This window comes from Thermoanaerobaculia bacterium, assembly GCA_035260525.1.
GTDB lineage: Bacteria > Acidobacteriota > Thermoanaerobaculia > UBA5066 > DATFVB01 > DATFVB01.
In genome coordinates this window covers 1-16,956 of sequence record DATFVB010000172.1, presented here as the reverse complement: position 1 = coordinate 16,956, position 16,956 = coordinate 1, and the positions used below count along the sequence as shown (strand labels likewise).

The following is a 16,956-nucleotide window of genomic DNA, read 5'->3' as shown; positions in this document are numbered from 1 at the left end:
GGTCCCGATGAAGAGATGGTCGATCGGAGGAGTGGCACTCGTTCTGGCGACCTCGATCGGAGCGGCGACGCTCGCGGGCGTGACGATGCCCGACACGGTTTCGGCTTCGGGCAAGACGCTGCGGTTGAACGGACTCGGGCTCCGCACCAAGGTCTTCTTCAAGATCTACGTCGGCGGTCTCTACCTCGAGAGCCCGACGCGGGAGCCCGCGAAGGCGATCTCCTCCGACGAGGCCAAGCGCGTCGTGATGCACTTCCTCTACAAGAAGGTGACGAGCAAGCAGCTGGTCGAAGCGTGGGAAGAGGGCTTCCGCGACAACGCCGGCGCGCTCGCGCCGGCCGTGAAGGCCGACCTCGCGAGATTCGAGTCATGGATGGGAGACATCGTCGCCGGCCAGGAGATCGTCCTGAGCTACGAACCGGGAAAGGGCACGACCGTCGAGCTCGCGGGACAGGAGAGAGGGACGATTCCGGGCGCGGAGTTCATGCGCGCGCTCTGGAGCGTGTTTCTCGGACCGCATCCGCCCACGGAAGATCTCAAGCGCGGGATGCTGGGCGAGAAGTAGACCGGATCTCCCTCACCCCGACCCTCTCCCGCGGGGAGACGGAGAAGGCCTACCGGAACGTTCCCGGCGAGACCGCGTACGTTCGATGCGCCGTTGGAATCGACTCGGGCGCGAACAGCGGCGGTTGCGCCTTGAAGATCGACAGCCGCTTTCCCCGGAAACTCACGAAGCCGGCCGCGCGGCGGGCGAGAGGCCCGAGCGCGGCGAGGTCCCGCGGGGAGAAGGAAGCCCAGGAACGCCGCTCGCGCAGGATCCGCTCGACGGCAAGCCGTCCGATTCCGGGGACGCGGAGCAGATCCTCCCGCGTCGCGCGGCTGATCTCGACGGGGAACCGCTCCGGGTGGGCGAGCGCCCAGGAGAGCTTCGGGTCGTGCGCGAGCGGCAGCCGTCCGGCGTCGTCGAAGACGAGCTCGTCGTCGCCGAAGCCGTAGCGGCGGACGAGGTGGTCCGCTTCGTACAGCCGGTGCTCGCGAAGCGCCGGCGTCTCTTCGCGCTCCTCGAGCGGCGTCCCTTCGATCGGGCGGAAGGCCGCGAAATGCGGATGATGAATCGTGCGCTCGCGCCACAGGGCCGACGTCGCCCGCAGGATGTCGCGGTCGTTCGTCGCATCGAGCCCGACGACGATCTGCGTCGTCACGCCGGAGGAGAGGAGCGGCTTTCCGCGGCGCGCGTCCCTCGCGACCGGCTTTCCCGATTGCGCGACTTTCTTCGCGCGTCGAAGGAGTGCGACGCCGGCCGAGAGCGATTTCTCCGGGGCGAGCGCGTCGAGCGTCCGCTGGCACGTCGTCTCCAGATTGTAGGAAAGCCGGTCGACCAGGAGCGCGAGCCGCTCGACCTGCGCCGGTTCGCAGCCCGCCACCGCTTTGGCGTGCAGATATCCGTCGTACTCGAGATCGAAGCGGAGCCGCTCGACGAGCGCGATCATCCGGTCCATCGCCCACACCGGATTCTTCGGAATCCCGGACGTCACGAAGAGTCCGGACGCCCAGCCGCGCCGGTATGCTTCGAGGAAGACCTCCGCGAGCTTCTCGGGCGCCAGCGCGTGGCGGGGCACGTCGTTTCCCGCCCGCATCGGGCAGTAGGCGCACGAGAACGCGCAGGCGTTGCTGAGAAGGATCCGGAAGATCCGCGTGGGCCCGAACCCATGCGAGAGGGTGCGAATGTTGAAGGGATTCAGGCCCCCGGCCTCTCCGAACCGGTCTCCGTCGCGGTCGTCGGCGGCCCCGCGCATCAGGATCTCGATCTTCTCGTCGGTCGTCAGCGCGTCGTGCATTCCGGAATGGTAGGCGTAAATCGGGCGCAACGCAAGCGGGAGATCAATAGAATGCTCGCGTGCATCCCCCTTCCAGTCAGCGCTGGCGCATCCGGGCGGCGGTGCTCTGTCTTCTCGTCGTTTTCGGAGCGGAGGTCCGATCGGGCCGGTGGCGGGAGCTCGCGGGGCGAGCCCGCGGCTTCTTCGCGTTCGCTTCGATGCCTTCCGAGACGGCGCGTCTCCACGGCTCGGCTTTCAGCGGACTGCGCAACGTCGCGCCGTTCGTGCGGGGCGTCGCCTCCGCCACGCCGCCGAGCTCGACGGTCGCGCTCTCGTTCGTTTCGGAAAAAGGCGACCGCGCGACGTACGCCGCGGCCTTCGAGCTCGCTCCGCGCCGGGTCGTGAGTTTTGCGCGGCGGCGAGAGGCCGATTTCGCGGCCGTCTTCCTCGCGCCCGGCGGCGCCTCCGCCGCGGACCGGCGCCTCGGCGGAACGCGCGGAACGAGCGTGCCCTTCGGCGAGCTCTTCCGGCTCCGGTGAGCTTCCTCCTGCACACGGCCGGGATTCTCGCGGCGATCGCCGTGTCCGCGTGCGCCGCCCGTTTCGCGGCGGACGCCTTTCTGGCCGGGCTTTCCCGCGCGGAGCGATGGGCATGGGCGCTCTGGCTCGGGCTCGCGCTCGAAGCGTCCGTCTACCTCGTGTTCCTCGCCGCCGGCCGGGCTCCGGGACCCGCGGTGATGGTCGGAGCGCCCGCCGTGATCGCGGCGGCGGCGATCCTGTTCCTTCGGCGGCGCCCACGGGCAACCGAGCCGGCGCCCGGTTCGCCGGCGCGTGCGCTCCTGGCGCTCTCGGTCGTCGCGGTCGCCGTCTTCGCGTTGGCGGCGCTCTCCGAGCCGATGTGGTCCAACGACTTCCTCGCGATCTGGGGATTCAAGGGGAAGACGATCTGGTTTTCCCGCGCGGTGCCGGACCGGATCTTTCACGATCCGGCGGTCGTCTGGTCCCACCCGGAATATCCGCTGTTCCTGCCCGCCGTTTTCGCCGCGCTGTCGGCCTCGATCGGCCGCTGGGACGACCACGCCCTCGCGGCTCTCTTTCCGCTGCTCCAGGCGGCGACCGCCGCCGCCCTCTACGGGTGGACGAAGAGGCGGTTCTCGACTTGCGCGGGCGCACTCGCGGCGATCCTGGCGGCGGCTTTCTTCCCGCTCTTCCGGGCCTTCGAGGTCGGGATGGCGGAGATCCCGCTCGCTCTGTCGCTCCTCCTCTTTTCGCAGGCCGCGGTCGATTTCGACGAAACGCCGTCCCGGTCCGCCGGCATGCGGCTGGCGATCGCGTCGTTGCTCGCGGCCGCGGTCAAGCGGGAAGGGACGCTCTTCGTCGTGCTCGCGGCGGGATGGATGGCCCTGCGAGCGCTTCGCCGCCGGAACGGGCGCGCGGTCCCGGTTCTGGCGCTCGCCGCCGCGCCCGCCGTTCTGCATGGGCTCCTGCTGACGGCGGCCCGAGGCTCGATCCCCGACCGGGATTACGACTGGTCCTTCGCGCGGCCGGACCGATGGCCGGCTCTCGCGGGCCAGGCGGGACAGGTCCTTTCCCACCTCTTCCGGGCGGGAGACGCGGCGACGTGGATCGCGTTCCTCGCTCTCGCCTTCTTCGCCGCGGCCGCCCGGCCCGCCGGCGGGGCTCCCGCGCTCGCGATCCTCGGGCCGGCGCTCTTGCTCCAGTCGTGCGTATACGTGGCGGTGTGCTCGTTTTCGACGTTCGACCCGGTCTGGCAGGCGAGCTTCGTGCCGCGGCTCGAGAACGCGCTCTTCCCGGTGATGGTCCTGGCCGTCGCGCCGCGCCTCGCGTTCCTCTTTTCTTCGGGTAGAGTCACCGCCGAATGACGGCGACGCTGCGACGCCTCTATCGCTCCCGCGCGCTCGTGTGGGTGCTGGCCAAGCGCGAGCTCAAGGCGCGCTACCGCGGCAGTTCCCTCGGCTTCCTCTGGTCGCTCGTCAACCCGCTGCTGCTGCTGGCGATCTACTCGGTCGTCTTCACGGTCGTCTTTGCGCCCCGCGCGGGCGGCGTGCATCCGTACGCGCTCTTCCTCTTCGGCGGCGTCCTCGCCTGGAGCTTCGTCTCCTCTTCGCTCCTCGACGCGGCGCAGACGTTCAAGAGCAACGGTCCGCTGCTGCGAAAGGTGATCGTCGCTCCCGAGATCTTCCCGGGCGTCTCGGTGCTCTCGCAGGCCTTCCATTTCCTTCTCGCCTTTCCGGTGCTGCTCGCCGCGACGGCCGCGTCGGTCCTCTGGTTCTCGGGACGGTTCGGATGGGCCGCGCTCCAGATCGTCCCCGTGCTCCTCCTGCTCGGCGCGGCCGTCCTCGGGGGCGCGCTCTTCGTCTCGGCCGCATCGGTGCACTTCCAGGATCTGCGCGACCTCCTCCAGAGCGTGCTGACCTTCTGGTTCTTCGCGACGCCGATCATCTATCCCCTCGAGGCGATCCCGGAGCGCTTCCGCCCGTGGGTCCGCGTCAATCCGGCGACGGCGTTCTTCACGGGCGTCCACGACTCCCTCTTCGACGACCGCTGGATCGGCGCCGCCGACTGGGCCGCGATGGCGGCGGCGGCGGCGGTCGCGCTCGCGATCGGCGGATCGACGTTTGCGCGTCTGCGCGAGTCGATCGCGGAGGAATCGTGACGGCGATCCTCGTCGAGCACCTCTCGAAGTCGTACCGCCGCTTCGGGCGAAGACGCTCGGCGGGGAGCCTCAAATCCGCGGTGCTCCACGGCCTCCGCGGCGGGCCGGTCTCGCCGGGGACGGTCTTTCCGGCGCTGACGGACGTGAGCTTCTCCGTCGGGAAAGGGGAGACCGTCGGGATCGTGGGGGAGAACGGCTCGGGCAAGTCGACGCTGCTGAAGGTCCTCGCCGGGATCCACGCGCCGACGTCGGGACGCGTCGAGACGAGCGGACGGGTCGCGGCGCTGATCGAGCTCGGCGCCGGGTTCCACCCGGAGATCACCGCCCGCGAGAACGTCGAGATCAACGGGATGCTGCTCGGCCTCTCCCGGAAGGAGATCGCGGCGCGCCTCGACGCGATCGTCGCCTTCGCGGGAATCGAGCGCTTCCTCGACGAGCCGGTGAAGACGTTCTCCTCGGGGATGACCGTCCGGCTCGGCTTCGCGGTCGCCGCCCATGCGGACCCCGAGATCCTCCTCGTCGACGAGGTGCTCTCGGTCGGCGACGAGCAGTTCACCCACCGCTGCCTCGAGCGGATCGCCGATTTCCAGCGCGAGGGACGCACGATCGTCGTCGTGAGCCACGATCTCGAGCTCGTGATCGCGACCGCGCGCCGCGCGCTCCGGCTGTCCGGCGGTCGGCTCGTCGCCGACGCCCCGGCCGCCGAGGTCGTCGGGCGGTATCGCGAGGAGGTCGCGTACCGCGAAGGGGAGGCGCGCGCCGCGTCCGCCGGCGAGGGAAACCGCTGGGGCTCGGGAGCCGCGCGGATCGAATCGGTCCGGCTCCTCGACGGCGACGGCCGCTCCGCGGGCGTTCTCTCCGCCGGCCGGCCGTTCTCGATCGAGGTCGCAGGAAGGGCCGGGGCGGCGATCGCCGACTTCGTCGCAGGAGTGCGGATCTCGCGGATCGACGGGACGACGGTCTTCGGGACGAACACCTCGATCGACGGGCACCGCGCGGAATCGGTCGAGGGGGAGTTCCGCGTCGCCGTCGACTTCCCGGCGGCGGACCTCACGGCGGGAACCTACTCGCTCGACGCGGCGGTGCACGCGGCCGACGGCGCCCCCTACGATTACCGGGCCGACGTCCTGCGGTTCGACGTCTACGCGCCGGAGGCGACCTCCGGAGTGTGGAGAGCGGAGCACCGGTGGGACCTTTCCCGCGCGGGGCGGTGGACGAAATGAGCGACCGCCGCCTGCTCCTCCTGCTGCTCGCGGCGCTCACGGTGCTGCTCTTCCTCGAGCTTCCCGGGTCGTGGCTGTTCGAGCCGGACGAGGCCCGGTACGCGGAGATTCCGCGGGAGATGCTCGCGACCGGGAACTGGCTCGTCCCGAAGCTGAACGGCGTCGACTATTTCGAGAAGCCGCCCCTGACCTACTGGGCCAGCGCGATCTCGATCGGCGTCCTCGGCCACAATCCGTTCGCGGCGCGGCTTCCGGAGCGGCTCGCGATCGTCGGGACCGCGCTCCTGATGCTCGCCGCGCTCCGCAAGCCATTCGGCGAGCGGGTGGCGCTGCTTTCGGCCCTCGCCTTCCTTTCCTCGCCGCTCGTGTTTTCGCTCGGACGCGTCGCGCTGACCGACGGCGTGCTCACGTTCACGATGGCGCTCACGCTCTTCTCGCTGCACCGGTTCCTCCTCGCGACCGCGGAAGACCGGCCCGCCCGCGGCGCCGCGGCGCTCGCGGGCCTGGGGTGCGGGCTCTCGCTCCTCGACAAGGGGCTCATCGGCCTGGTCCTCCCCGGCGGCGCGTTCGTCTTCTGGTGCCTGATGCGGCGCGACGCGAGGCCCGTCGGGCGCGTCCTCCTCTCGTGGGCCCCGGTCACGTGCCTCACGGCGGCGGTGCCGTACTTCGTGGCGGTCGAGAAAGCGGCGCCCGGCTTTTCGAAGTTCTTCTGGGTCCACGAGCACTTCGCGCGGTACGCGACCGCCGAAGCCTCGCGGCCCGGAGCCTGGTGGTATTTCCTGGTGACGTTTCTCGTCGGAATGCTCCCGTGGACGTTCTTCTCTTCGCGGCTGGGGAGGCGGCTCTGGTGGTCGCGCCGCCGCGAGACCGTCCCCGACGCCTCCGACCTCTGGTTCGCGCTCTGGTTCTCCGTGATCATCGTCTTCTTCTCGCTGTCGCATTCGAAGCTGACGCCGTATCTCCTGCCGGCATGCCCCGCGGCGGCCGTGCTCTTCGCGCGTCTCCTCGACGCGAACCTCCGAAGCGGCGAGAAGACTCCTTCGCGGCCGCTCGCGTTCCACGCGCTTTTCTGGACGATCGTCGCGCCGGCCGGGTTCGTGCTCCTGATCCGGGGCGGAGAGCTCGCCCGCTATGGCGTTGCGGCGCTCGCCGCGTTTGCGCTCGGCGCGCTCGTGATCACCGCCTGGGCGGGAGCGTTCGCGTCGAAACGCCGCCCGCTCGCCGGCATCGGCGTCGTCGTGGCCGGCTGGTGTATTTTCTACGCGGCCTTGATCGTCGCCTTGCCGGCCGTCGCCGTGGACCAGTCCGCGCACGACCTCGCCGTCGCCGCCGGCCGAGCGGCCGGATCGGACGCCGAGGTCGTCTGCTATCACACGTACCTGCAGGGGTTCCCGTGGGAGCTCGAGCGGCGCGTGCGGATCTTCGGGTGGAGGGGGGAGCTCGCGTTCGGGAGCGCGCGCGGCGGCCAGGCGTCGTGGTTCCCTTCCCGCGACGCGTTCTGGAAGGAGTGGGATTCGTCGAAGAAGATGGTGGCGCTCCTGCGGAAGAAGGACCGGTCCGACATGTACGGCCACCGCGCCGAGCTCGTCGCGCAGAACCGGAAATTTTTCGTCGTGAAGAACTTCCCGGCGGGGCCGTGAGAGAGAAGTTTCTTCCGTTCGCGAAGCCGTCGATCGGGGAGGAGGAGATCGCCGAGGTCGCCGACTCGATGCGATCCGGATGGCTGACGACGGGGCCGAAGACGGAGCGCTTCACGGAAGAGTTCCGCGCGTACGTCGGCGGACGGTTCGCGTCCGCGATCTCGTCGGCGACCGCCGGCCTCCACGTGGCGCTGCTCGCGCATCGCATCGGGCCGGGCGACGAGGTGATCACGACGCCGATGACCTTCGCCGCGACGTTGAACGTGATCGTGCTCGTCGGCGCGACCCCCGTTCTCGCGGACATCGACCGCCATACGCTCAACGTGCGCGCCGACGAGATCGAAAAGAAGCTCACGCCGAAGACGCGGGCGATCATTCCCGTCCACTACGTCGGCCAGCCCTGCGACATGGACCCGATCCTCGCGCTCGCCTCCGCGCGGGGGATCGCGGTCGTCGAGGACGCCGCGCACGCGATCGGGACCGAATACAAGAAGCGCCGGATCGGCTCCCTCCCGACGACGTCGGTCTTCTCCTTCCATCCGAACAAGAACATCACGACCGGCGAAGGCGGCATGGTCGTGACCGACGACGAGCGCGTCTTCGAGACCGTGTCGCTCCTGAAGTTCCACGGCATGGACCGCAACGCCTGGAAGCGGTTCGCGAAGGCGGGGAGCCCGCGCTACGACATCGCGCTTCCCGGCTACAAGTACAACATGATGGACATCCAGGCCGCGATCGGCCTCCACCAGCTCCCGAAGCTCGAAGGGTTCATCGGGAAGCGCGCCGCGATCGCCGCGGCGTACCAACGCGACTTCGCCGACGCGCCGTTCCTCCTCCCGGAGCCCGTGCCGTGGCCGTCGCGGCACGCGTGGCACCTCTACGCGCCGCTCGTCGACCTCGACCGGCTCACGATCGACCGCGACCGCTTCATGGCGGAGCTCAAGGAGCGCAACATCGGGTGCGGGCTCCACTACTGCGCCGCCCACGAGTTCTCGTACTATCGCGACCGGTTCGGGTGGCAGCCGGAGGACTTTCCCGAGGCGCACTTCGTTTCCGAGCGAATCGTTTCGCTCCCGCTCTTCCCCGACATGACCGAAGCCGACCGGGGCGACGTGGTGCAGGCCGTCTTCGACATCGCGAAGAAATTCCGGAGATAGCCGGCGCGCGGATGCATCGAGCCGGACCGGCGAGTTCCGCGCGCCACGCGCCAACTGTTGGAATCGGTTAGGATTAGCGCCGATTTGACCGAGCGACCCGACATTTCGGTGGTGATCCCCGTCTACAACGAGCAGGAGAACCTGCCGGCGCTCCTGCCGCGGCTCCTGCCGGTGCTCGATCGTGTCGGCCGTCCGTACGAGGTGCTCTTCGTCGACGACGGGAGCCGCGACGCTTCGCTCTCGATCCTGCGCTCGTTCGTCGAGGCGCACCCGGGCAAGGTCCGCGCGCTCGAGCTTTCGCGGAATTTCGGACAGCATCCGGCGATCCTCGCGGCCTTCCAGCGCGCCCGCGGGAAGGTCGTCGTCACGCTCGACGCCGACCTCCAGAACCCGCCCGAGGAGATCCCGAAGCTCCTCGCCCGCATCGACGAGGGATACGACGTCGTCGGCGGCATCCGCCGGCAGCGGAAGGATTCGTGGTTCCGCCGCGCCGCGTCGCGCATGGTCAACCGCGTGACGGGCGCGATCACCGGGATGCGCCTGTCCGACTACGGCTGCATGCTGCGCGCGTATTCGCGCGACGTCGTCAACGAGATCAACGCGTGCGAGGAGAACGCGACGTTCATCCCGGCGCTCGCGCAGTCGTTCTCGCGGCGTCCGACGGAGGTCGAAGTGGCGCACGCCGAGCGCGCCGCCGGGCGATCGAAGTACTCCCTCTACCGGCTGCTGCGCCTGAACTTCGACCTGATGACGGGCTTCTCCGTCGTCCCGCTCCAGATCTTCACGCTGTTCGGCTTCGTCGTCGCCGCCGGAGGCGTCGGGTTCGGCATCTTCCTCGGCATCCGGCGGCTCATCGTCGGCGCGGAAGTCGAGGGGGTGTTCACGTTGTTCGCGATCCTCTTCACCGTCGTCGGAGTGCTCCTCGCCGGCCTCGGAATCGTCGGCGAGTACATCGGCCGGATCTATCATGAGGTGCGCCGCCGCCCCCGGTTCTCGGTGCGCCGCGAATATGGAGCTCCCTCCGCATGAGCGACGAAAGAATCCTCGTCTTCGGGTTCTCCGATCTCGGATACCGCTGTCTCGAGCACCTGATCGGGCGCGGAGAGAAGGTCGTCGGGTGCTACACGTACTCCGACCCGCCGGGGCCCGGGGGCTGGCCGCCGTCGCTCTCGTCGCTGTGCGCGTCGCACGGGATCCCCTGCTGGACGGACGTCCGGTGGACCGCGGAGGAGCTCTTCCACGCGCGCACGCTCGCTCCCGATATCGTCTTCTCCTTCTACTACCGCGAGCTGCTGCCGCGCGAGGTCCTGGCGCTCCCGCGCCTGGGCGCCTTCAACATGCACGGGGCGCTGCTCCCGAAGTACCGCGGCCGCGCGCCGGTCAACTGGGCGGTCCTCGAAGGGGAGAAGGAGACGGGCGCGACCCTCCACCAGATGGTCGAGAAGGCGGACGCCGGCCCGATCGTCGACCAGGAGAAGGTCCCGATCGGGCCGGACGACACCGCCTTCGAGGTCCAGAAGCGGGTCACCGAGGCCGCCGTCCGGATCCTCGATCGGCAGCTCGACGCGTTGAAGCGCGGCGCGGCGCCGCGGCGTCCCCAGAATCTCGAGGACGGCTTCTACCGCGGCCGCCGACGTCCGGAGGACGGGCTGATCGACTGGAACCGCCCCTCGGGGCGCGTGCACGATCTCGTGCGCGCCGTGACGCACCCGTATCCCGGCGCCTACACCGACCTCTTCGGAGGGAAGACGTTCGTCTGGAGGACCCGCCTCCCGGGGCTGTCGGTCCACGACGCGTATCCCGGACAGATCAACGTCGAAGGGCCTCGCCTTCTCGTCTGCTGCGGCGACGACCGCTACATCGAGATCCTCGTCCTGCAGCGGGAGGGAAAACCCGAGATGACCGCGGCCCAGTGGGTCGCCCGCATGCAGCAGGAGAATCGATGAAGGTCCTGATCCTCGGCGTCAACGGTTTCATCGGCAACGCGCTCACCGAACGAATCCTCACGTCGACGGACTGGCACGTGTACGGTCTCGACATGGCGAGCGACAAGATCGAGCCGTTCCTCGCCGACCGCCGATTCCAGTTCCTCGAGGGCGACATCGCGATCAACAAGGAGTGGATCGAGTACCACGTCAAGAAATGCGACGTGGTGCTCCCGCTCGTCGCGATCGCGACGCCGGCGACCTACGTGCGCCAGCCGATCGCCGTCTTCGAGCTCGACTTCGAGGAGAACCTCCGCGTCATCAAGCAGTCCGTGCGCTACAAGAAGCGGGTGATCTTCCCGTCGACGTCGGAGGTGTACGGGATGTGTCCCGATCCCGAGTTCGACGAGGAGAGCTCGAACTTCGTGTACGGGCCGATCTCGAAGCAGCGCTGGATCTATTCGTGCAGCAAGCAGCTCCTCGACCGGGTGATCTGGGCCTACGGCCAGTCGGAGGGCCTGCGATTCACGCTCTTCCGCCCGTTCAACTGGTTCGGGCCGAACCTCGACAACGTGGACTCGCCGAAGGAGGGGTCGTCGCGCGTGCTGACGCAGTTCCTGCACAACATCCTCTACGGCGAGCCGATCAAGCTGGTCGACGGCGGGTGGCAGCGCCGCTCGTTCACCTACATCTCCGACGGCATCGACGGGCTCATGCGGATCATCGCCCACGAAGACCAGGCCAACGGCGGCATCTTCAACTTCGGCAATCCCGAGAGCGACCTCTCGATCCGCGAGCTCGCCGAGAAGCTCAAGGCCGCCGTCGCGAAGTATCCCGGCTACGAGGAGATCGGCCGCCGCGCCGAGATCGTGGACGTGTCCGCCGCGGACTACTACGGTCCCGGCTACCAGGACATCGCCACGCGCGTCCCGTCGATCCGCCGCGCGAGGGAGATCCTCGGCTGGGAGCCGCGCATCGACTTCGACACGGCGCTGCAGATGACGCTGGACTTCTATCTCACCGGTCGCAAACCTCCGGTGCCGTGAGGCGGCGCGGACCATGCGCGGCGTTATACGGGTCCGTCGGCCCGGCCGGCGGCTCGACGTACGTCTTCAGTACGCCTTCACCGCCGGCCGGCCCGCCGAACCCGTCTTCCACCACGTCTGGCCGCGCCTCGTCGGTCGACACGCCGTCAGCCCGGCCTGGGGGCGCGGGCCCCGAGGCGCGGCGAGGCGCGAGCCCGGCGGGATGCGGGCGTCCGAGCCCGCGGCCGCGGCGTACCGGCGCGTACGTTAAGGCCGCGGGTCGCGGCGCACGCGCCCGCCCGGCTCGATGCATCGCCGCGTCCGATCTCTGATCATGCGCATTGCGCTGAAAGTCGACTGCGACACCGCGGAAGGGACGCGGCGCGGAATCCCCCGGCTGCTGGCGCTCTTCGAGAAGAAGGGGATCCGCGCGACGTTCTTCTTCTCGCTCGGCCCGGACCGGTCGGGGCGCGCGGCGCTGCGCGTCTTCACGCGAAAGGGGTTCCTCCGGAAGATGCTTCGCTCGCGCGCCCCGTCCCTCTATCCGCTGCGAACGATGCTTTCGGGAACGCTCCTGCCGGCGCCGATAATCGGCAAGACCTGCCGCGCCGAGATTCGATCCGTCGCCGCCTCCGGGCACGAGACGGGCGTGCACGCCTGGGACCACGTGGGCTGGCACGACGGGCTGCCGCGCTGGACGGCGAAGCGGGTCGCGTCGGAATACCGGCGCCTCCACGAGGAGTATCGCGCGATCTTGGGCTCGGACGCGCACGCTTCGGCGTGCCCCGGGTGGACGGTCTCGGAGGCCTATCTCGCCGAGCGGGAGAAGTACCCGCTCCTGTACACGTCCGACACCCGGGAAGGCGGCCCCTTCCGGCCGCGGGTCGGCGGCGCGGCGTCCGCGATCCCGGAGATCCCGTCGACGCTTCCGACGCTCGACGAGAAGCTGGGAGATCCCGAATTCCGAGGGCCCGACGACCTGAGGCGCTGGTTCGCCGGCGCGCCGCGGGGAGACGCCGTCCATACGATCCACACGGAAGTCGAGGGGGGGCCGTACCGGGAGTGGTTCGAACGGCTCCTCGACGACTGGAAGAGCCGCGGAGCGGAGTTCGTCGCGATGGAGACGTTCGGGATCGAGGCGAGGGAGCGACTCGCGGAGCTCCCCGTGCGGACCATCGCGGCGATCACGCTTCCGGGACGCGCCGGAACGGTCGCCTCCGGGTGGTAGCGGGCGCGGCGATACATCGAGCCGGACGGGCGCGTCTCACCCGCGTCTCCCTCCGACGTACTATTTCAGTACGCCTGCGGTCACCGCGGGCGAGCCGCATCCCGTCGGGCTCGCGTCTCGACGCGCTTCGCCGTCCTCGCCGGACTCGAACGTCGATGCCTCGGATTCAGCTTTTCAGCCGAGTTGCGTGCCCGGTGAGGGAAAAGAGAAATATGACCACCGCGGCGGCGAGGCCGAGGAACGCGCCCGCGCGAAACGGCCGCTCGTCGTAGAAGAGCGCGACGCGGTGGCGTCCCGCCGGCACCCGCACGCCGCAGAAGGTTCCGTTGGCGATCTCGACGGGAGCGGGGGCGCCGTCGATCGTGGCCCGCCAGTACTCGAAGTACGTCGCGGCGAAAACCGCGACGGTGCCGGAGGAGCTGTCGAAATCCGCGGAGAACCCGTTCCCGATTTCGCGGAAGCGCGCGACCTTCGCATCGGGAGGCGGGCCCGCCGGATCACGATCCGGACCCCGCAGCACGACGTCGGCGGCGGGATCGAAGCGGGAGGAGGCGACGAGATCGACGGTGCCGGAGAGGGATGTCCGGCGGAAGATCCGGGACGAGGCCCGCACGATCGGAATCGGCCGCAGAGCCTCCCAGACGTACACGCGACGCCCCGAGAGGCTCGCGGCGACGCGGGGGCGGAACCCCGGCAGGATCGCTGCGGAATCCGTGATCGCCGAGCCGACGGACGCCGCCGAAAGCAGCCGGGCCCGTTCGTCCGGAGGCTTCGCCGCGACCGCCTCGAAGAAGACGCGATCGAGGAAACCGTACGAGCCGTCCGGGTCCTTGTCGTAGGCGTACTGGAGCCCGTCGGGAATCCCGGTCAGGGGCCACAGCTCCGCGCGCCCCGTCTCGATCAGGCCGCCGACGTCGTCGGCGGCGAAGGCGTGCCGCATTCCGTACTTCACGACCGTGAATTCGGGAAGGCCGCCGACCCAGGTTCGGCCGGACGCGGCGGCTGCGGACGCGAGCGCCGGCCGCGCGACGTACGGCGCCGACGGAACCGACACGAAAAGCGGCCATCCGGAGGGGAGGAGTGTCGCGAGCACCGCCCCGAGGAAGAGCGGGAGCCGGCCGCGCCCGGGCGGGCGGGCGGCGGCGAGCGCGACGAGCGCCATCGCGCCGGCCCCGCAGAGCGCGTCGATCGCGATCGTGCTCGATATTCCGGGGAGGACCCGGTCGGGGCCGAACGCGAGTCCCCGGAACGCCGGCGCCAGGAGCCCGCGAAACGCCGACGGCGCGCCGAAGACCAGGCCGGCGCCTGCGAGCAGCAGCGCTCCGGCCCCGATCGCCGCCCGCGAGAGAGCTCGGGTCGAAACGCGCTCCGTCCACGCGTCGGCGGCGAGCGCCGCGAGCGACGAGATCGCCAGCGCCGCGGGGAGAGCGAATTTGACCGGATACCGGAAGTGGCGAAGCGGCGGGATCGCCCAGAGGGCTTCGAAGAGCGGCGTGCGGAAACCATACGAAAGAAGGAGAAAAAGGATCGCCGCGGCGAAAGCCGCGCGAACCGCGAAGCGCCCGCGAAACGCCGGGATCGCGAGCGCGGAGATGACGAGAAGCAGACCCGCGAGCCCGAAGTTCAGGGACCACAGATACGGCTGAAGCGAGTCGAAGAGGCGATATCCCCAGAAGGCGCCCGAGACGAGAGGCCGGGGCGATCCGAAGACGAGCGGGAACACGCTCTCGACGGCCCGGATCGGGACGTTTGCCGCCGCGTTGAACTGGTCGCGCGAGAAGAGATGCTCGCCGCGGAACGACCAGGGCACCGCGGCGCGCGTCGCCAGCAGGAGCGGCGCCGCGAGGAGGAGCGCCCCGAGCCCCGCGCCGACGGCGGCCGCGCCGGCGCGAAGCCCGCGTCGAGTGCTCCGCCCGAGGGCGATCAGGATCGGAATCGCGCAGGCCGCGACCGTCCAGGCGGAGATCGCCGGCTCGCCCGCGAGGAGCTGCAGACCGAGGGCGATCGCGAGAGCGAGCGCGGAACGGAGCTGCGGAAGCCTGCGCTCGCCCGCACGGGCGAGGCGAACCGCTTCCGCGACCGCCCACGGGGCCCAGGCCGCCGCGGCGGCGGCGTTCGTGAACGCGGCGGCATACGACAGATACGGCCCGGAGAACGCGTACCCGGCGCCTCCGATCCAGGACGCGCGGCGGGACGCGCCGAGCCTTCGCGCGAGGACGGCGGCGCCGAAAAACGCCCAGACGACGTGGAGCAGCAGGTGCAGATCGAAGGCGGCGGGCGCGGGGAGGACCCGGTAGAGGAGATGCGTCGGGTAAAGCGTGACGGTGTTCGGGTTCGGGATGAGCGGCTCGACGTTCGAGGCGGCGAAGTCGAGGAACGGAACGACGCCCGCGCGCTCGCGCGCCGCGGCCCATTGCGCGATCGGAAAGTGAGTGATGAACGCGTCCCGGAAGCAGAGCAGGCGCGCTCCCGTGACGAGCGGGAGGAGAGGAAGGAAGAAGAGCGCGAGAATGCCGAGCGGAAGGAGCCGATCCTTGACTTTCACGGCTCGCGTCGGGTCGTTCCGCAGCTCAGGTCTTCGCCTCTCCCTCGATGGGAGACGCGTCCGCCATAGCCTCGGCGGCGGCGGAGGCCGGCGTCCGCGAGGGCGCCGGGTGAGGGTGGAGAGATCCGCCCCCTCACCCGCGACTCCGTCGCGACCTCTCCCACGAGGGGAGAGGTGAAGCGAAGATCGCTCGATCCTCCCTTCCTTCCCCAATCGGAGAGGAGCGGCCGGCCGGCTCTCCGGAGCCCGTCGGGTTCGCCGGCCGGCCGCTCACCGGAAGATCGCGCTCTTCCAGACTCCCCACGTCCGGAGCTTGAACTCGACGAGCACCCAGAGGATCGAGAAGCCGTAGCGTGTCGAGCGCCGAAAGTTGATCTGCGAGGCTTCGTCGAAGTATCGCGTCTCGATCGGGATCTCGCGGAAGCGCATCCCGCGCGCGACGCCCTGAGCGATGATCTGCGTGTCGAAGATGAAGTCGTCGGAGTTCGCCTCGAGGCGCACGGACTCGAGATAGCGGCGCGAGTAGGCGCGGAGCCCGCTGTGGATCTCCGTGAAGTAGCGGAGGAACGCCGCGTTCGCGCACGCCGTCAGGAAGACGTTGGCGTAGTACTTCCAGCGCGGCATGCCGCCCTCGAGCGCGCGGCCGCCGAGCATCCGGCTGCCGAAGACGGCGTCGCTCTCGCCCGCGAGGATCGGCGCGACGAGCTGCGGCAGCACGCGCGGGTCGTACTGATGGTCGGGGTGCACCATCACGACCGCGTCGGCGCCGGCGGCGAGCGCCTCTCGGTAGCAGGTCTTCTGGTTGGCGCCGTAGCCGCGGTTGCGCTCGTGGACGACGACCTTCAGGCCGAGCTTCCGCGCGAGATCCGCCGTGCCGTCCTTCGAGGCGTCGTCGACGAGGATGATCTCGTGGACCCACTCCTTCGGCACGTCGGCGAGCGTGCGCTCGAGCGTCTTCGCCGCGTTGTAGGCGGGCATGACGACGACGACCTTGCGCCCGTCGAGCTCGGCGGGGCGGCTCATGCGAAGTTCCTTAGAATAGGCGACGATTGAACCACGAGGCGCAGTCTCGTTTCTCCGTCAGAGCCGTCGCAATCGTCCTTGCGAGCTTTGCGTTTGCAACCGTCTTCTGCGTGAACCTGTTTCCGCACTATCGAAATCCCAACGAGCTTAGTCGATTCGATCTCGTGGTGTCGATCGTCGATCGGGGGAGCCTGTCGATCGGCCCCGAGTTGGCCAAGTTCGGGTATCACGAGGACAGGTCGGTGTTTCGGGGCGAGTTCTTTTCGAACAAGGCTCCCGGTCTGTCCTTTGCCGCGGTTCCGGCATACGCGCTCATCCGGCTCTTTACCGGACCCGCAAGCGAGACGACGCTCGTGCCAATTCTCTTCGTGATTCGCCTGCTGACGGTCTCGAGCGTCGGTGTTTTCGCACTGCTGGTTTTTTCACGCCGGCTCCGTCGGTCGCGTATGGATCCTCGGTGGATTCCGTCCGTTGTTTTCGCTCTCGCTTTCGGTACCCCTTGGCTCGTCTATTCACGCTCTTTCTTCTCGCACGCTTGGACGGCGGCGCTTCTCTATCTCGCGTTCGAGTGCCTTCATCGTCCGGAGGAGAAGCCGTGGCATCCCGCGCTCGCCGGATTCCTGGCCGGATGGGCCGTTCTTTCCGAATATCCGGCCGCAATCGTTGCGATGCTGCTCCTCTTCGATGCGACCTGGCG

At 69.4% G+C, this 16,956-nt stretch carries 15 protein-coding genes; 12 read left to right on the top strand and 3 right to left on the bottom strand.

Annotated features, from left to right (window positions below; genetic code table 11):
* The first annotated feature begins 7 nt into the window (after positions 1–7).
* The gene (locus VKH46_08450; protein HKB70858.1) at positions 8–565 is read left to right on the top strand and encodes a chalcone isomerase family protein; all 558 of its coding nucleotides are present in this window, start codon (positions 8–10) and stop codon (positions 563–565) included.
* Positions 566–614: 49 nt separating this feature from the next.
* Here VKH46_08450 and VKH46_08445 read toward each other — a convergent pair whose 3' ends face one another.
* Entirely contained in the window at positions 615–1,838 is a 1,224-nt protein-coding gene (locus VKH46_08445; protein HKB70857.1) for a radical SAM protein, read from the bottom strand.
* Positions 1,839–1,897: 59 nt separating this feature from the next.
* On the opposite strand from VKH46_08445, the gene VKH46_08440 reads away from it, so the two are divergent.
* The 10 genes from VKH46_08440 to VKH46_08395 all read left to right on the top strand — a co-directional run bounded on the left by VKH46_08440 (position 1,898) and on the right by VKH46_08395 (position 12,691).
* Entirely contained in the window at positions 1,898–2,356 is a 459-nt protein-coding gene (locus VKH46_08440) for a hypothetical protein (GenBank protein HKB70856.1), read from the top strand.
* Positions 2,353–3,699 (top strand): hypothetical protein, encoded by a 1,347-nt coding sequence (locus VKH46_08435; GenBank protein HKB70855.1) that lies wholly within the window; start codon positions 2,353–2,355, stop codon positions 3,697–3,699. The genes VKH46_08440 and VKH46_08435 overlap by 4 nt, the downstream gene beginning before the upstream one ends.
* Positions 3,696–4,493: an ABC transporter permease gene (locus VKH46_08430; GenBank protein HKB70854.1), complete on the top strand. Its 798-nt coding sequence runs from the start codon at positions 3,696–3,698 to the stop codon at positions 4,491–4,493. The genes VKH46_08435 and VKH46_08430 overlap by 4 nt, the downstream gene beginning before the upstream one ends.
* Entirely contained in the window at positions 4,490–5,716 is a 1,227-nt protein-coding gene (locus tag VKH46_08425; protein HKB70853.1) for an ABC transporter ATP-binding protein, read from the top strand. Before VKH46_08430 ends, VKH46_08425 begins: the two co-directional genes overlap by 4 nt.
* Positions 5,713–7,356, top strand: a complete 1,644-nt coding sequence (locus tag VKH46_08420) for a phospholipid carrier-dependent glycosyltransferase (protein HKB70852.1) — start codon at positions 5,713–5,715, stop codon at positions 7,354–7,356. Before VKH46_08425 ends, VKH46_08420 begins: the two co-directional genes overlap by 4 nt.
* The gene (locus VKH46_08415) at positions 7,353–8,513 is read left to right on the top strand and encodes a DegT/DnrJ/EryC1/StrS family aminotransferase (protein HKB70851.1); all 1,161 of its coding nucleotides are present in this window, start codon (positions 7,353–7,355) and stop codon (positions 8,511–8,513) included. Before VKH46_08420 ends, VKH46_08415 begins: the two co-directional genes overlap by 4 nt.
* A gap of 84 nt (positions 8,514–8,597) precedes the next feature.
* Positions 8,598–9,542 (top strand): glycosyltransferase, encoded by a 945-nt coding sequence (locus VKH46_08410; protein HKB70850.1) that lies wholly within the window; start codon positions 8,598–8,600, stop codon positions 9,540–9,542.
* On the top strand, positions 9,539–10,459 hold the full coding sequence (locus tag VKH46_08405; GenBank protein ID HKB70849.1) for a formyltransferase: 921 nt from the start codon (positions 9,539–9,541) through the stop codon (positions 10,457–10,459). Before VKH46_08410 ends, VKH46_08405 begins: the two co-directional genes overlap by 4 nt.
* Positions 10,456–11,484, top strand: coding sequence for a bifunctional UDP-4-keto-pentose/UDP-xylose synthase (locus VKH46_08400; GenBank protein HKB70848.1), 1,029 nt, complete (start codon positions 10,456–10,458; stop codon positions 11,482–11,484). Before VKH46_08405 ends, VKH46_08400 begins: the two co-directional genes overlap by 4 nt.
* 313 nt (positions 11,485–11,797) lie before the next feature.
* On the top strand, positions 11,798–12,691 hold the full coding sequence (locus VKH46_08395; GenBank protein HKB70847.1) for a polysaccharide deacetylase family protein: 894 nt from the start codon (positions 11,798–11,800) through the stop codon (positions 12,689–12,691).
* A 166-nt stretch (positions 12,692–12,857) separates the two neighbouring features.
* Here the strand turns inward: VKH46_08395 and VKH46_08390 are convergent, their stop codons facing one another.
* Together VKH46_08390 and VKH46_08385 are read right to left on the bottom strand one after the other, a co-directional pair.
* Positions 12,858–15,236, bottom strand: coding sequence for a hypothetical protein (locus tag VKH46_08390; protein HKB70846.1), 2,379 nt, complete (start codon positions 15,234–15,236; stop codon positions 12,858–12,860).
* Positions 15,237–15,506: 270 nt separating this feature from the next.
* Complete coding sequence (locus tag VKH46_08385; GenBank protein HKB70845.1) at positions 15,507–16,259, bottom strand: glycosyltransferase family 2 protein; 753 nt, start codon at positions 16,257–16,259, stop codon at positions 15,507–15,509.
* A 26-nt stretch (positions 16,260–16,285) separates the two neighbouring features.
* On the opposite strand from VKH46_08385, the gene VKH46_08380 reads away from it, so the two are divergent.
* Positions 16,286–16,956: hypothetical protein (locus tag VKH46_08380; GenBank protein ID HKB70844.1), on the top strand; the 671-nt coding region annotated here is incomplete at its 3' end.

Bases quoted from the DNA above. Each gene is read 5' to 3' on its own strand.
- VKH46_08450 (HKB70858.1), top strand. From the start codon at position 8: ATGAAGAGATGGTCGATCGGAGGAGTGGCACTCGTTCTGGCGACCTCG.
- VKH46_08445 (HKB70857.1), bottom strand. From the start codon at position 1,838: ATGCACGACGCGCTGACGACCGACGAGAAGATCGAGATCCTGATGCGC.
- VKH46_08430 (HKB70854.1), top strand. From the start codon at position 3,696: ATGACGGCGACGCTGCGACGCCTCTATCGCTCCCGCGCGCTCGTGTGG.
- VKH46_08420 (HKB70852.1), top strand. From the start codon at position 5,713: ATGAGCGACCGCCGCCTGCTCCTCCTGCTGCTCGCGGCGCTCACGGTG.
- VKH46_08405 (HKB70849.1), top strand. From the start codon at position 9,539: ATGAGCGACGAAAGAATCCTCGTCTTCGGGTTCTCCGATCTCGGATAC.
- VKH46_08400 (HKB70848.1), top strand. From the start codon at position 10,456: ATGAAGGTCCTGATCCTCGGCGTCAACGGTTTCATCGGCAACGCGCTC.
- VKH46_08395 (HKB70847.1), top strand. From the start codon at position 11,798: ATGCGCATTGCGCTGAAAGTCGACTGCGACACCGCGGAAGGGACGCGG.
- VKH46_08385 (HKB70845.1), bottom strand. From the start codon at position 16,259: ATGAGCCGCCCCGCCGAGCTCGACGGGCGCAAGGTCGTCGTCGTCATG.